We start from the raw sequence: 15,456 nt of genomic DNA, 5'->3' as shown, positions 1-15,456 counted from the left end.
AAAAAGTTCTTTTTTAGGTGCATTACTGCACACTTAGTCCGCCATCTAACACGACGCCTTGGCCCGTCATAAAGCTAGATTCGTCAGATGCTAAGAAAAGAATAGCAGTTGCTATTTCCTGAGGTTTTCCAAAGCGTTTCATAGGTGTAGCTTGGCGGAGTGCCTGCTTGTATTCTGGCTCTTCATTGATAGTGGCTAACATTGAGGTTTCTGTAAATCCTGGGCAAACCGCGTTTATTCGTATATTCTGTTTGGCGTATTCTACAGCGGCTGACTTGGTCATACCTATAACCGCATGTTTGCTGGCCGAGTAGGCTAAGTGACGAGACATGCCTATTTTGCCTGCCACAGATGCAGTATTGACAATAACGCCACCGCCTATCCTTTTAAAAATAGAGATGGCTTCTTTCATGCAGTAGAAAACACCTTTTACGTTGACGTCAATTACAAGGTCAAAGTCTTCTTCTGGGTAATGTTCAGTTTTGACCCTTGGGCCAAGAATACCGGCATTGTTAATAAGGATGTCAATTTTTTCAACTGTAGCTATGGCTTTTTCAAAAGCGGCTTTGACATTGGCAGATTTTGATACATCACATTGTATATAATGTACATCGCCTTTGATTTTTTCTAGCTCGGCAGATTTTTGCTCGGCTATATCAAAGACCACCACTTGGGCTCCTTCTGCTATAAATTTACTTGCGGCTTCTAAGCCTATTCCTCCATTTCCACCTGTAATTAAAACTTTTTTGTTTTCGAATCTTTTCATTTTTGACTGAAGTATATTATTTCCTCCATAGGGAGAGCAAATCGTTTTGCTTGCTCTGGAGGTAGTTTGTTGACGAAATTATCCTCGGTTACTTTAAAACCAGCCTTGGCAAGTTCTTTACCATAATCTCTTCCAAATAATCGGAGATGGTCAGACTGTTTAAAGACACGTTCCCTTTCTCTAGGGTCTGTGATGGTAGGGTCTTCTAAAGTGTGCTCCATCTGCATGTCTTGCGGCGACTGCATAATGGCCCAGCCTCCCAGCTTCAAAACCCTGTATAATTCTGCAGTAGCTACATCAAAATGCTCTACATGCTCTAAAACGTGATTGCAAAAAATGACATCAAAGGAATTGTCAGGATATTGAATTTTCTCAATATCCATTTTGACCTTCGCCAGTGGTGATTCAATATCGGCAGTAAGGTATTCCAAATTAGGGAGTTCCTCAAAACGGTCAATGAAACAATATTCCGGAGCTATATGAAGTACGCTTAGTTTTTGTTCAAAAAAGTTAGTTTTCTTTCTTAGGTAGAGGTACATGAGTCTGTGCCTTTCTAAAGAGAGACAAGAAGGGCAAAGAGCGTTCTCTCTAGGCTCTAATCTACCATAAGGTAAAAATTTCTTAAATTTGCCATTGCAAACCGTGCATTCCACTGCATCTCCTTTCATAAAGCCAGCATATATCTTTAATGGAATATGGCTAAATAATTGTAAGTACTTACGTGGAACGAAACGAATAAGGAAACTAATAATATTTTTCATCTAAATCTTTGACCAGTGCTATTTGTGGTCAAAAATAGAATTAAGTAAACAGCAAAAAAAATGGAAGACAAGAAAGCCGATAATTCTTCAAAAAATAAGCCTTATAAAAGGAATGAAGACAAGAATTGGTATCAGAAACTCTTATTGAGTCAAAAATTTAAAATGAATGTGGTTATCGGTTTTGTCCTAATAGCTGCGGGTGCCTTTGCTTTAGCTATTTCTGGAGCAGAGATGTTACACCACTGGGAGCATCAGTTACACGGAGGTTTAGGTCTTTTGGCTTTATTAGGCGGGCTATGGTTTTTTAGCCGTGGCTTAAGATACGAATCTCAGCTAGACGCTATCAGGATAGCAAAGCGTAACAGGAATTTTAATGGAGGCGGAAACAGAAAAGGGCCAAGAAGGCCTAAGCCACCAGTTAAAGGTTAGTTTAACCTTTAATAGATTTTACTGAAGTCCTAATTGCTCCGCGGTTAGGACTTTTTTTTTATTTATTGTAACTCTCCTGGGATTGGTAGAAACCAAAAAAGTCTCAACCTTTCTTATAAGATTGAGACCTATGCATTTAGAATGCAAAAAGAAATTATTTCGCGAAAGAAGCTTTAAGCTCTTCTACGTCTACTTTTTCAATTTGAGGCTTTTGCGTAAGACGTTTGATAGTAGCTTGCTTGTTGTTTGCGATAGCTCTGTTTCTTAGTCCTTTTCTCTTTAATCTTGTAACTGCCATTGTATAAATATTTAAATCTAGTTCTTCGGTTATCTCAAACGAGGGTGCAAAGGTAGTTATTCTGTTTATAATTATCAATGAAAAATCTAGAATAAGCTTACTTTTGTGGCAGGAAACATTTAAAATTTATGTCAAAACCAAGTTTAGCTAGAGGTACACGCGATTTTGGGCCTGAAATAATGGCAAAACGTACTTATATACTCGATACCATTAAGCATGTATTTAAGAAGTTCGGCTTTTTGTCACTCGAAACTCCTGCTGTAGAAAACCTATCAGTGCTGATGGGTAAGTATGGAGAAGAAGGAGATAAACTTCTTTTTAAGATTTTGAATTCAGGAGATTTTGCTAAAAAGCTAAAGCAAGAAGATTTTGATAATGGTGCACCAGCCATGCTCTCAAAAGTAGCAGAGAAAGGCTTGAGGTATGATTTGACCGTGCCTTTTGCTCGTTTTGTGGCCATGAATCGTCACGATTTGGCCATGCCGTTTAAAAGGTTTCAGGTGCAGCCAGTATGGCGTGCAGACAGACCACAGCGTGGAAGGTATAGAGAGTTTTATCAGTGTGATGCTGATGTGGTGGGTACAGACTCTTTATTATGCGAGGCCGAGATTATCCTGATGCTGAATGAGGCTTTTCAAAAACTAAAATTACCTGATTTTGCCATCAAGGTAAATAATAGAAAGATTCTTACTGGCATAACAGAAGCGATAGGTGCAGCCGGAAGAGAAGGTGAACTGTGCGTAGCTATTGATAAATTAGATAAAATAGGAAAAGAGAAAGTAGAAGAAGAGCTGGTAGAGCGAGGTTTTTCTGCAGAAAGCATTACTTCCCTTCAAACACTTTTCGAACTTCCTGAAGGAAACATGGAAGCTTTAGCGGCTTTGAAAGGTTGGCTTTCTGAAACGGAAATTGGTCTTAAAGGAATTGCGGAGTTAGAAGAAGTTTTAGGTATGGTTAATGACTTTGGTTTGGAAGACACCCACGTTAAACTTGACTTTACTTTAGCCAGAGGTTTGAGCTATTACACAGGAGCTATTTTTGAAGTGCAGGCCATTGGAGTGAAAATGGGTAGTATTTCAGGTGGCGGAAGGTATGATGATCTAACTGGTACTTTTGGCGTATCTGGATTATCGGGTGTTGGAATTTCTTTTGGTGTAGATAGAATATACGACGTATTAGACGAGTTAGCATTGTTTCCAGAAGATGCCACAGAAAGCACTAAAGTACTTTTAACTAACTTTGATGAGGAGTCGCAGCGAGCCTGTTTGCCTATCTTGAAAAAGTTGAGAGATGCTGATATTGCTGCGGAGTTGTATCCGACTAGTGCCAAAATGAAAAAACAGTTTGACTATGCCAATAAGAAAGGTATAGCCTATGTATTGGCCATTGGCTCTGAAGAAATAAAATCTGGAAAATATAGTTTAAAAGATATGGCTTCTGGTGAGCAGAAAAGTCTAGGTATTAATGAAATAATTGAGATATTAAATGTTTAAAAAACAAAAGCTTTTGGCCTATTTACTGGTGATAGTAACCAGTTTGGCAGCCACGTTCTCTTTCTATTTTTGGCAAGTTATTAAGAGCCCTAATCTTAATTTGGATGCCGAAAAAAGTGCTGTTCTTTTGATACCGAAAGGTGCTACTTATCAAACGGTTTTAGACAGTTTGAATAAGCAAAACCTAATTCATGACCAGATAAGCTTTGGTTTTTTGAGTAAATTCATGAAATACAGAGACTTAGTAAAGCCAGGAAGGTATGAGATTCCTCCTAATGCGGGGAATAAAACCATCCTTTCTAAGCTTAGGTCGGGCGACCAAGATGAGGTTAAATTGACCTTCAATAACATAAGACTTAAGGAAGATTTGGCTGAAAGGCTGGCTCAAAATTTGTCTATTGATAAGAAGGTTCTATTGGCAAAGCTTAATGACCCTGAAGTGTGTGAAAAGTACGGCTTTACTACAGATAATATTATGTGTATGTTTTTGCCAGACACTTATTTCATGTGGTGGACCCTCAGCGAAGACGAGTTTTTAGACAGAATGAAGTACGAATACAAAACGTTTTGGAATGCTGAAAGATTGGCAAAAGCTAAGGTTACCAGCATGTCGCCTATTAAAGTAGGTATTATGGCGAGTATAGTGCAGAGTGAAACCAATAAGTCTGACGAGCAGCCAACGGTAGCTGGTGTTTATGTCAATAGAATTAAACAAGGGATACCATTGCAGGCTGACCCTACGGTCAAATTTGCGGTAGGCGATTTTGCTTTGAAAAGGATTTTGAATGTACACCTGAAGGTAGATTCTCCTTATAACACTTATAAGATTCAGGGGTTGCCACCGGGCCCTATTGCCTTGCCTGAGAAAAAGGCGATAGACGCGGTGTTAAATTATGGTAAGCATAGTTATATATATTTCTGTGCAAAAGAAGATTTTTCTGGCTATCATAATTTTGCTACAACACTTTCTGAGCATAACGCCAATGCTAGAAAGTTTCATAATGCTATGAACAAAAGAGGAATTCGTTAATGTTTAGTTTCGATTATAAATATAGAGTACGCTATGCCGATGTAGACCAAATGGGTTACATGTACTATGGGCATTATGCAAGACTCTATGAAATAGGTAGGGTAGAGGCTCTTAGAAGTTTGGGCGTGCGGTATAAAGATTTTGAAGACCAAGGTTTTATTATGCCTGTGTATGAAAACAACTCTAAGTTTATATCTCCTGCCAAATATGATGAAATGATTACTATTAGGGTGATTTTGAATAAAATACCTAAAGCGAGAATAGTTTTCAATTATGAAATTTATAACGAGCAAGAGGAACGAATACATTTAGGCGAAACCACACTGGTTTTTGTCAATACAGCTACCGATAGGATAATGGCCTGTCCAGAAAACATTGAAATAGCATTAGCACCTTTCTTTAAAACTGCATGAATAGTTTAAAAGATATAGCCTTAGTTAAGAAACTTCGAAAGTTTTTGAAAAGCATATATCTCTGGAATACAACGGTTTCACTTTATTTGGTTTTAACTATTCTTTGGCAAAAAATCATCACGTTTGATATTGACCAAAGGGCTGCAGCTGTCTCCTTTTCGTTGCTTTTAGCCATTTTTCCTGCCGTTATCTTTTTGTTTACGCTCATTCCCTATATCCCTATAGATAACTTGGATGTGCAGATAATGGACTTCTTGGCTAATATTTTACCAAGAGGAATTTATAGCACCGCCGCCAATACTATTCAAGATATTATTAGCCGTAGGCGTGTTGATGTACTTTCTTTTGGTTTTTTGTTTGCTCTTTATGCGGCCACCAATGGAATGATGGCACTTATTAGGGCCTTCAATATTTCTTTAGAAAAAGATGATAAAAGGAATTTTGTTCAAGGTAGACTGGTAGCACTTTTCCTTACTTTTTTGTTGGTTTTGGTTATGATATCGGCCATAGTGGTTTTGATTGTAGGGAAGTTTTCAATTGCTTATTTGTTTGAGATAGGTTTTATGAGCGAAGATTTTACCTACTATATGATTCAGCTTCTGAGGTATGTTTCCATTTTTATTATCTTCTTTTTAGGTATTGGTAGTATCTATTATTTTGCTCCAGGGAGAAACAAAAGAATGAGCTTTTTTAATATAGGAGCCATGCTAGCCTCTATACTGTGCATTTTGGCCACTAATGGCTTCTCGTACTACTTAGTTAATTTCAATTCTTACAACAGGCTGTATGGCTCTATTGGTACACTGATAGGGATGATGGTATGGATATACCTAATTGCGGTAATTCTGATTTTTGGTTTTGAAATTAACTCAAGTCTGAAAGATGCACTGGCCGAAGAAGCCGCTAACGATTAGGTAGGACATAAAAAAAGCCGCAGTAAGTAATCAGTTTACATGCGGCATTTTTTTGTAAATTTTAACCATTAGAATAATCAGTTCTAACTTGGTTTATTTAAGGCAATAGCCATGCCAAAGTGTTATAATTAAGTAAGCATTTTTTATAACTTTTTTTTCGACTATGCCCGCAAGTTAGGAATACTAGGGTATGATCTCAAAATGAGCAAAGATAAAATTTAGATGACGAATAGAAAAAATATTACGATGAATTGGAAGTGCTTGAAGTTTAGTGAATTAGCTTTAAATGAGCTTTATGAAATCTTAGCACTACGCTCCGAGGTTTTTGTGGTAGAGCAAAACTGTGTTTATCAAGATATAGACTTTAAAGACCAAAAGGCATTCCACATTTTGGGAAAAAATGAGGATGGAAAGCTTTTGGCATACACACGTTTGTTTGGCTTGAATGAATATTTTGATGGCTTCACGGCCATTGGGAGGGTTATTACACATCCAGAATTTAGGAAATATGGTTTTGGTGGCGATTTGATGCAAAAATCAATTGAAAAATGTATTGAAATTTATGGTGAACACCCTATCAAAATAGGAGCTCAAAAGCATTTGACTAAGTTTTACGGGGCTTTAGGTTTTAAGGAAATAGGAGAAGATTATATGGAAGATGGGATTCCGCATTGCATCATGATTAGAGAAAACAACTAAAGACTTTTTAAGAAGATTTTGAAGCGTTAAATTGAAGCATAATAACAAACGAACGATATGAAATTTGGAGGAGTACCTAATCCCGAACTAATAGATTTTACATTGCCAGAAGACCACCCAGAAACTTTAAGGGTTTTTAAAAGTGGCAAAAAGCCTCTTGAAACTTATGTAGGCTGTGCCAAATGGAATAGAGGAGATTTAAAAGGTTTTTATCCGAGAGGAACAAAAGATGAACTGACGTATTATTCGACCCAGTTTAATTCCATAGAGCTTAACGCTACTTTTTATAATAATTACGCTCCTGCTCAAGCTAAAACTTGGTACGATAAAACACCGGAGGGTTTTAAGTTTTTTCCAAAAGTGCCACGTTACATCAGTCATATTAAAAGACTTAATGATGTAACTATTCCGGTAGGGGAGTTTGCCGAAACGGCTAGAGCTTTTGATGATAAACTTGGAATGACTTTTCTTCAAGTACATGATAATTTTAAACCAGCTAATATGGATAGGTTGGTTAAATTTGTCAATGGCTGGTCGGCCGATATTCCTTTAGCTATAGAATTAAGAAACACCGATTGGTTTCAAGATGCTGCTGTGGCCAATGAGGTTTATAGCCTGTTTGAAGAAAATAATGTGACAAATATTTTGACTGACACCGCGGGCAGAAGAGATTTGATGCATATGCGAATGACCACACCAACGGCTTTTATAAGGTACGTAGGAGCGAATCATGCCTCCGACTACCCAAGGCTAGATGATTGGTTAGATAGAATAGCCGAATGGAAAGCTCAAGGCATGGAGCAACTTTACTTCTTTGTACATCAGAATATAGAGAAGGAGTCTCCACTGTTGTCAAAATACTTTATTGAAAAATTTAACCAGCGATTTGACGCTAATTTGATAATACCTGCTTAATAGATATGGAAATTATAAAGCTTTTTAGAAAACAATTTGAAAATTATAAAGGACTAGGCGATAGAACGTTTGCTCAAATTTCGGATGAAGATATTTCATGGAAATATAATGAAGAAAGTAATTCTTTAGCCATTATAGTGAAACACATGCATGGCAATATGCTTTCTCGCTGGACTGATTTTTTGAATACGGATGGAGAGAAAGATTGGCGAGATAGAGATGGTGAGTTTGAAGGAGATTATGCCAATAAAGAAGAAATGCTTCGTCAGTGGGAAGCAGGTTGGGCTTGCCTATTTGAAGCTTTAGATACTGTGACAGAAGAGAATATAAATACACCAATATACATTAGAAGGGAAGAGCATTCTGTGGCAGATGCTTTTATGAGGCAGCTAGGGCATTACTCCTCGCACGTAGGTCAAATAATGTATATAGGAAGAATGATAAAAGGGGCAGACTGGAAAAGTCTTTCAGTTCCTAAAGATGGCTCTAAGGCTTTTAATAAGGCTATGTTTTCAAAGTAAAGTGGAAAAGCCGCTGTCTCGATAGCGGCTTTCCTGTTTTTTTATTACCTAGCCACCCAGCCACCATCTACTAATAGGCAAGAGCCCATCATGTAGTTAGAAGCATCTGATGCCAAAAACATGGCAACACCCTGAATTTCGGCTAAAATGCCCCAACGGCCTACTGCCGTGGCACCTACGATAAACTTTTTACCCTCTTCTGTATTTTTTATAGGCTCATTCATTTCTGTCAAAAATGGTCCAGGACAGATGGCGTTTACATTAATGTTGTCAAGAGCTAATTCTAATGCTAAAGCCTTTGTCATGTTTACTACGGCACCTTTTGAGGCTGTATAAGGCGTTCTGTTAGCTAAGCCAACTAAGCCAAGTGTACTTGCCAAATTGATGATTTTGCCCTTCTTCTGTTTCTTCATGATGGGTGTAACGGCTTTGCTGGCAAGCCAAGTTCCTGTCACGTTAATGTCCATCACCTTGGTGAAATCATCAAGGCTAAGTTCGTCAATCGCTCCTCTTATGTTGATACCAGCAGAGTTTATAAGAATATCGACACTACCAAACTCTTTTAAACAAAGGGCTGCCATGTTTTCCATGTCGGCTTGTTTGGTAACATCAGCCGCAAAGCCAATGGCACCTGTGCCGTAAAGCTTTTTGATTTTATCTGCAGCGGTATCACATTCTGCTTGAGTTCTTGATACTAAAAGGACGTTTCCGCCTGCTGCGGCTATGCCTTCTGCCATAGCCAAACCTAAGCCCTTGGAGCCACCAGTTATAATGGCGGCTCTGCCAGTTAGGTCAAAAAGTTTCATTCCAGGTAGTTTTTCGCTAGAGTTGCTCACAAGTATTTCTGTTTTGAGTGTTATAAAATTTTACTGTTGCCCGATTGTCGGACAGAATTGATTTCTTACATAAGACCTAGCTCTTTTCTAGCAAAGTCTAAACAGGCTATTTGATTGGTTTCTTCTAAAGCCAACTGTTCATGAAAAGTTTTGCCAGTTGTTCTGGTCAATGGTTTGTCATTATAGTTTTCTTTAAGAAGTTTAATGCTTTTAGCCACATCTTTACCTGTGGTTTTACCAAAGGTAGCCCAATATTTGTCGGTTAAAAAAGGAATTGGTAATGGGTCTCTGGTCATCATTTCTAGGTTAAATTTAACGCTAGGGTTATGTTTTCTGATGGTCATTGCCATTTTATTTAAATCTAAGAAACCCGTACCAAAAGGGACTTCTGAGAGTAAGAAACCGTCTTCATACTCTTCTATACCCATGTCTTTAAAGTGAGTAGTCATGGTGTAAGGAGCTAGTTTTTCAACCACGTCATAAGGGTTTTCCATAAACGAAATGTTATTACCCGTATCTAAATTACAGCCAAGGTACTCGCTGTCATAGTCTTTCAGTATTTGGACCAATTCATCTGCCGTCCAGTCTTTATGATTTTCTATGGCTAGTTTCATTTTATGCCTTCTCATCACTGGTTCAGCTAGTCTGATTGACTTCAATGATGCTTTTTTGAAGGCCTGCCAGTCTTCTAGTGTTTTAAAATTGACATACCTTCTTCCGCTTAAACATGCTACCCTTACTATTTCTATGCCCGCTTCTTTTGCAGCTTTTACGTTGGTTTCAAAAGCTGCCAAATCGCTTTCTGTTTTTGGCATTCTTATTTGCCCCTCTAGCCACATGCCAGAAGATTCTTTCAAATCTCTAATTTGCTTGATATAATTGGCATCCCAGTTTCTTACGCCTATTTGACCACCACCTACACCTAATCCGCTGAGGTGTTTAGTCATTGGCAAAGCTCCGTTCCAAGTAGGATGTGCGGTGCTTCCGCCATCTCTAAATCTTAAATGGTAAGATGCTACTGAAATTCCTACAAGATTGGGTGCTACATTATAGGAGCTTAAGGTAGGTAATGCAGTGGCGGTGGCTGCTAGAGCAGTGCTTTTGATAAAGGAACGGCGGTTAAGAGATGTCTTCATGTTTGTAAGTTATAGGGTTGAATATTTAGGGTTTTTCAGCCATTTTAGCATTGAGTTCTTCGGGTGTCCATGGTACCACTTTGCCTTGGCTGGTTAATCTTAGTATACCTACAGTTCTAGGAGACACAGGTTCTGAAGAATGTCCCCATTCGTTTCTGATATAGGTCATGACGTTTGCCATATCTTGTCCGGGTAAACTGGCATGTGAAGGCATCACGGGTAAAATGTCTGGTGTGTCGTATACCTTACCTTTTACGGTTATAGCACCTTCAATACCGTGTAAGAGAATCAGTGCTAATCGTTCTGGATTGCCAGTTACCCATTCGGAGCCTGCCAGTGGCGGAGCAAAACGTTTCATGCCACCACCATCAGAACCATGACAGCCGGCACAGTAGGTAAGGAACGTTTGTCTTCCTGCCACAAACTGTTTCATGCCGTCGGCATCAAGTTTAATGCGGTCGGTTTCTTCTGTTTTAGCCATGACTTTACCAGGCCATTTAAATCCTCGTTTTAAGTTTTTGATGGTACTTAGTTTATCCTGCTTAAATATTTCAGGCATTTCTTCTAAGGCAATGGGCTTGCTTTCAGTACTGAGGGCTTGTAAAGAAGCACCCATAAGAAAAGCATCTTTTTGCCAACCGTCTACACCTTGCATTAATTCAAAAAAGGCAGCAAGTTCTTTAGAATCCTTTCTTTTGACCAAAATGCCAGAAAGCTGTTCTAGTATAATTTGCTTGAAATCTAATACCTCATCCCATTCAGGGTCGCTATTGATATATTTAATCAGGGCAAATTCTCTATTATTGAGAGCAGTCAGAGCGGCGTCTCTTAAAAGTAAGTCAGAGCCGTTTTGAGCCAAAACATGACTAATAGTTTTGATGGCAAAGCTTTCATCAAATGAAGTGGAAGAGAGTAATACCTGGAGAGCGAGTATGTTGTTTTCGGTATCTACACTACGCAATATCTTTTGAATAGAAGCTCTGATTTTTGGGTGTTCTAAGGCAGCTGGTTCTAAAATACGAAGGGCATTCGCTTGTACTTTTGGTTCTTTGTCGGTTAAAAGTGCTAGACATAACTCTGTATCTAGTATATCAAGTCCTTCTAAAATCCAGAGAGCGGCTATACGAGCAGAGACGTCTCCTTTTTTAGCTAATTTGACTAGCGACTTCTTAGCATCTGTTCTGTTTTGTTGCAGTAATAATCGCTGACTATTGTCTCTATACCAGCTTAGAGGATGACCTAAATAGGCCACTAATTTTTCACTGCTTAGTGTGCCTAAATCTTCCGTAGGTTTAGTAGGACTTTTAAAACCATCTGGTGTTATTTTCCATATTCTTCCTAGATGAATAGTCTTTTCTAGTCCTTTGTTGAGTGTTTGCTCACGCAAATATTCCGTCATGTAAGCCTTGTGTTGACTAATACCTCTGTACATATCTACCAAATAAATGGCTCCATCAGGCCCAGAAGTTATATAAGAAGGCCTGAATCTATCATCAGAAGAGGCTAGGAATTCTTTTTTGTCATAGGCTATGTCCGCATTTAAATAGTTGCCATTTTCGGTGATGATATTTCTTTTGACAAGGTTTCCGGCAGGTTCGCAAACCAATACATTTCCATAGAAATCACTTTGATAATACTCTTTATCTCGACTCACAAAAGGTGCACAGGCGGAGGTGAATTCCATCAATTTTTTGTCTTCGTCAAGTACACCAGGTATATAACCTCTGTTTACCGCAGGCGTAGGGTGGATAGGATAAATACTTCTATCTACGGCCAATCCTTGGTCAATTCCAGAAGAACTTTCATAGTTTGGGTTTCTATTAAAGTAGTTTGGTGGCACGAGGTCGGCGTGTAGTTGCGACCAGTTATAGTTGTAATATAATTTCCCGAAATCATCTTTCGCTATTCCCCACTGCCCTCTAAATTCTGTTTCTTCTTTTATCCATTTGTCACCATCTCGTTTATACCTATATTTTGATTTGGCATTATAAAGCCAATTATCCAATCCAAGTAAAAGCCCGTTTGCAGAGTGTTCTGGAAGGCCATTGCCACCGTAGGTGCTGTCTACCAAAGTTCTTTTATCTCCTTTTCCATCACCATTGGTATCTTCATAAAACCAAAGGGGAATGTTTTCAGCAATCAATACGCCGTCTTGATAGAAGTATAGAGCACGGGGCAATACCAAACCATCGGCGTACGTAGTTCTTTTGTCAAATTCGCCATCACCATCTACATCTTCTAAATAGGAAACTCTCCCAATAGGTTCTTCTTCTCCCGTTCCGTCAATGTTTGGCATGTAGGCTCGCATCTCCACCACCCACATTCTTCCTTTTTCATCAAAATTTATAAGGACAGGGTCTTCTACCAATGGTTCTGCAGCAGCAAGCTCAATATTAAAGCCTTCGGCCAATTCGAATGAAGCTTTTTCTTCTTCAGGGCTTTTTGGTAGTGAAGGCTCCTCTGAACTCTTCATGCCAAATAGAAGAAATGTTGCCAGAAAGGTGGCAATTAAATTGAATTTCATAGGGTGAAACTGTCTTGGAATGGGTTGATAAACCAATTTACAAGTTGTCTCGCAAGATTGCTTCTTAGAAAGCTTAAAATGTTCAAATTCTAATTAGTTTTTGGATAAAAACTATGAATGGGTAGATGTAGGAAATCTAAATCAAGGGGAAAACCTTTGGTGGTAAAACAAAAAACTCCCTTGACATAATGTCAAGAGAGCATTTGCTGAGTGAAGATTTTAAAAGTGTATGGACCTAATCTCTAATTAAAGAGCGAGCGTAAAGTTTGTAAAATTCAAATCGTGTAATAGATTATAACTTGTTTATTGCAAAATCTACTCCAAAAATGGTCTAAACGAAGTGCTTAGCCCATATTTTGGACGTCTTTAATTTTTGAGTATATATAGGTTTGCTTTTCGGATATAACTGTGTCTTTTTTATTGAATCTACAAGGCCACTTTAAAGGCTCATTTTACTGAACAAAAAAATACCCCTTATTCAACTGAATAGGGGGTGATTCAAAAGGTGTTTTATTAGTAGATGTTTATTAAATTTTAACCTGACAAATAAGCGAAACAATTAAGTTTACTTAAGAATTATATAAATGTTGGTAACAAATAACTGACCAAAAAACATCAATTGCTATTGGCTTAATACATAAAGAAATATTGAAAGTGTAAGAGCCGATATTGTCCTTATCAAGCGACCAAACAGTAAATTTTGACTACTTATATATATGGAAAGCTTGATTTTTAGCTATTTACGGGTAGTGGACATTGTGGTAAAGTACTTATCTACAGTGTTTAGTCTAAGCGATAAGCATTAAGGTCTAGCGTAGCTTTGACGTTGTATCAGCGATGGCTGGCAGTACGCATCTAATCCGTTAATAGCTAATACCCCCGCAGCACTCAAATTTAAGAAACCATCATTTTCTAGTATTTCATCCTCAAAGTAGATGTCAAGGATTTCTCCAATGACTAAAATGGTACCATTCCTTTTAATGGGCACCTCTTCCACAAATTTCATTGCCATTTGTACAGGAGATTCTTTCACAAAAGGAGCATGAAAGCCGTTTCGAATAATTGGGTTTAAACCTGTTTCTTTAAACTCAGAAACTTCTTTGGCGTATTTCGCGGAGGTTTGGTGGGCTTGCTCCAAAATGGAGGTGCTAACATGGTTTATAGTGTAAAAACCCGTGTCCATAATGTTTTCTAAGGTGTTTCGTGGCACAGTGGTAGGCCTCATGATAAAACCTAAAAGTGCCGGAGAAGAACCGAGATGAGTTACCGAGGAGAAAATGGCTACATTATCAATACCTTCCAAAGAGCGGGTTCCTATAAGGTTAGCTGATTTGAAACCAGAGCAGGAGTTTAGTAAATTGATTTTGTACAGCCGCTCGTATGCTTCAAATTCAGACTTATTTATGTGTTTCATGCAGTGACAAGTTTGTAGGCATTAATTTCTACTTTAGAACCAAGGTCGTGCAGTAAGCTATATAGACCAAAGAATGTTCTATTGATATATAAGAAGTGTTTGCTTCCTCGGTTTCCGTTCATTTTTCTTAGCTCTGTACTTTTGGCATATTTTTGACCTAGAGCGGCTATTTGGTCAAAGAAAGTTTTGTCTGAAAAATCAAAAGTCTCTTGGTTAAATGGTTTTGTGAATAGCCCAAGAAGTTCGCTAAATAGTTCTGAAAAGTAGGCCGCTTCTTCGGGAGAATCATCTTCACGTATAATTTCAAGTTCACGTAAACTCTTGTTAAATAAGTCAGTATTATGAATATTTTCTGGCTTAGCAAGTTTAAAGTAGGGCGTATAAAACTCCTCTGGAATGGTCTTCATACAGCCAAAATCAATGGCGGTTAGCTCTCCTTTATCGTTTATTAAAAAATTACCCGGATGTGGGTCGGCATGGACTTTACGCAATTCATGAATCTGAAACATGTAAAAATCCCATAAGGCTTGCCCAATTTTATTGGCAAGGGTGACGTCTTTATTGACTTTGGTAAACTCAGACAAGTGAAGGCCATCCATCCAGTCCATGGTCAATATTCTGTCGGTCGAGTATTGCTCATAATAACGGGGGAAATTTAAGTTGGGGATATGCCCGCATGCCTTGGCTACCTCTTCACTTTGTTTTAGCTCTAATAAGTAATCTGTTTCTTCTTCTAGTTTGGTTTCCACCTCTTTAAAATACTTTTCAGAGTCGGCTCCTTTAAGGTTAAACATTCTTACGGCTATAGGTTTGACTAGGGCCAAATCAGATGAAATGCTATCTGCCACGCCAGGATATTGAATTTTTACGGCTAACTTCTTTCCGTCTTTAACCGCTTTGTGCACTTGCCCTATACTAGCGGCATTGACCGAGTTTTCTGAAAATTCATCAAATATTTCTTCAGGGTTTTTACCAAAGTACTTTCTGAAAGTTTTTCTAACTAATGGTGCTGAAAGGGGAGGAACGCTAAACTGCGATAAGGAGAATTTTTCTACATAGGCACTTGGCAGAAGGTTTTTCTCCATACTCAGCATTTGAGCGGCTTTAAGTGCACTACCTTTCAAATCCTTTAAGCCATCGTAAATGTCTTCCGCATTACTAGCGTTTAAAGCTTCTTTATCTAATTCAGGGTCAACAAGTTTATTGCCGTAGTACTTAAGGTAATTACCACCAACTTTTACTCCTGTTTTAACTAGTTTAGCTGCTCTACTTATTTTCCCCGTGGGAATACTGTCAATGGTTTTCAT

At 38.3% G+C, this 15,456-nt stretch carries 16 protein-coding genes; 8 read left to right on the top strand and 8 right to left on the bottom strand.

What is annotated here, in order from left to right; all coding sequences use genetic code 11:
• Positions 1–22: 22 nt before the first annotated feature.
• Together AC0L6O_RS14825 and AC0L6O_RS14820 are read right to left on the bottom strand one after the other, a co-directional pair.
• On the bottom strand, positions 23–766 hold the full coding sequence (locus AC0L6O_RS14825) for an SDR family NAD(P)-dependent oxidoreductase (protein ID WP_473303427.1): 744 nt from the start codon (positions 764–766) through the stop codon (positions 23–25).
• Positions 763–1,527, bottom strand: a complete 765-nt coding sequence (locus tag AC0L6O_RS14820; RefSeq protein ID WP_473303425.1) for a class I SAM-dependent methyltransferase — start codon at positions 1,525–1,527, stop codon at positions 763–765. Before AC0L6O_RS14820 ends, AC0L6O_RS14825 begins: the two co-directional genes overlap by 4 nt.
• Before the next feature lie 60 nt (positions 1,528–1,587).
• On the opposite strand from AC0L6O_RS14820, the gene AC0L6O_RS14815 reads away from it, so the two are divergent.
• On the top strand, positions 1,588–1,956 hold the full coding sequence (locus AC0L6O_RS14815) for a hypothetical protein (RefSeq protein WP_473303424.1): 369 nt from the start codon (positions 1,588–1,590) through the stop codon (positions 1,954–1,956).
• A 154-nt stretch (positions 1,957–2,110) separates the two neighbouring features.
• Here the strand turns inward: AC0L6O_RS14815 and AC0L6O_RS14810 are convergent, their stop codons facing one another.
• The gene (locus AC0L6O_RS14810) at positions 2,111–2,254 is read right to left on the bottom strand and encodes a hypothetical protein (protein WP_473303422.1); all 144 of its coding nucleotides are present in this window, start codon (positions 2,252–2,254) and stop codon (positions 2,111–2,113) included.
• 128 nt (positions 2,255–2,382) lie between these two features.
• On the opposite strand from AC0L6O_RS14810, the gene hisS reads away from it, so the two are divergent.
• The 7 genes from hisS to AC0L6O_RS14775 all read left to right on the top strand — a co-directional run bounded on the left by hisS (position 2,383) and on the right by AC0L6O_RS14775 (position 8,239).
• Positions 2,383–3,747 (top strand): histidine--tRNA ligase, encoded by a 1,365-nt coding sequence (gene hisS, locus AC0L6O_RS14805; RefSeq protein ID WP_473303420.1) that lies wholly within the window; start codon positions 2,383–2,385, stop codon positions 3,745–3,747.
• Positions 3,740–4,777, top strand: a complete 1,038-nt coding sequence (gene mltG, locus AC0L6O_RS14800) for an endolytic transglycosylase MltG (RefSeq protein WP_473303419.1) — start codon at positions 3,740–3,742, stop codon at positions 4,775–4,777. Before hisS ends, mltG begins: the two co-directional genes overlap by 8 nt.
• Positions 4,777–5,190 (top strand): acyl-CoA thioesterase, encoded by a 414-nt coding sequence (locus AC0L6O_RS14795; RefSeq protein WP_341224664.1) that lies wholly within the window; start codon positions 4,777–4,779, stop codon positions 5,188–5,190. The genes mltG and AC0L6O_RS14795 overlap by 1 nt, the downstream gene beginning before the upstream one ends.
• On the top strand, positions 5,187–6,104 hold the full coding sequence (locus tag AC0L6O_RS14790) for a YihY/virulence factor BrkB family protein (protein ID WP_473303417.1): 918 nt from the start codon (positions 5,187–5,189) through the stop codon (positions 6,102–6,104). Before AC0L6O_RS14795 ends, AC0L6O_RS14790 begins: the two co-directional genes overlap by 4 nt.
• Before the next feature lie 246 nt (positions 6,105–6,350).
• Positions 6,351–6,803 (top strand): GNAT family N-acetyltransferase, encoded by a 453-nt coding sequence (locus tag AC0L6O_RS14785; RefSeq protein ID WP_473303416.1) that lies wholly within the window; start codon positions 6,351–6,353, stop codon positions 6,801–6,803.
• 57 nt (positions 6,804–6,860) lie between these two features.
• On the top strand, positions 6,861–7,718 hold the full coding sequence (locus AC0L6O_RS14780; protein WP_473303415.1) for a DUF72 domain-containing protein: 858 nt from the start codon (positions 6,861–6,863) through the stop codon (positions 7,716–7,718).
• 5 nt (positions 7,719–7,723) lie between these two features.
• Positions 7,724–8,239 carry a DUF1572 family protein gene (locus tag AC0L6O_RS14775; RefSeq protein WP_473303413.1) on the top strand — a complete coding sequence of 172 codons (516 nt, stop codon included), beginning with the start codon at positions 7,724–7,726 and terminating at the stop codon, positions 8,237–8,239.
• Between the two features lie 44 nt (positions 8,240–8,283).
• Here the strand turns inward: AC0L6O_RS14775 and AC0L6O_RS14770 are convergent, their stop codons facing one another.
• The 5 genes from AC0L6O_RS14770 to AC0L6O_RS14750 all read right to left on the bottom strand — a co-directional run bounded on the left by AC0L6O_RS14770 (position 8,284) and on the right by AC0L6O_RS14750 (position 15,456).
• Positions 8,284–9,045 carry an SDR family NAD(P)-dependent oxidoreductase gene (locus AC0L6O_RS14770; protein ID WP_473308531.1) on the bottom strand — a complete coding sequence of 254 codons (762 nt, stop codon included), beginning with the start codon at positions 9,043–9,045 and terminating at the stop codon, positions 8,284–8,286.
• 95 nt (positions 9,046–9,140) lie between these two features.
• The gene (locus AC0L6O_RS14765) at positions 9,141–10,211 is read right to left on the bottom strand and encodes a sugar phosphate isomerase/epimerase family protein (RefSeq protein ID WP_473303412.1); all 1,071 of its coding nucleotides are present in this window, start codon (positions 10,209–10,211) and stop codon (positions 9,141–9,143) included.
• A 25-nt stretch (positions 10,212–10,236) separates the two neighbouring features.
• A complete protein-coding gene (locus AC0L6O_RS14760; protein ID WP_473303411.1) occupies positions 10,237–12,735 on the bottom strand; it encodes a DUF7133 domain-containing protein in 2,499 nt (832 codons plus the stop codon).
• Positions 12,736–13,537: 802 nt separating this feature from the next.
• On the bottom strand, positions 13,538–14,149 hold the full coding sequence (locus AC0L6O_RS14755) for a flavin reductase family protein (RefSeq protein ID WP_473303409.1): 612 nt from the start codon (positions 14,147–14,149) through the stop codon (positions 13,538–13,540).
• Complete coding sequence (locus AC0L6O_RS14750) at positions 14,146–15,456, bottom strand: ABC1 kinase family protein (protein ID WP_473303407.1); 1,311 nt, start codon at positions 15,454–15,456, stop codon at positions 14,146–14,148. Before AC0L6O_RS14750 ends, AC0L6O_RS14755 begins: the two co-directional genes overlap by 4 nt.

Source organism: Arcticibacterium sp. GJ41-1, assembly GCF_055808875.1.
The sequence above is the reverse complement of the archived record's forward strand: the minus strand, read 5'-3'. Positions and strand labels throughout refer to the sequence as shown.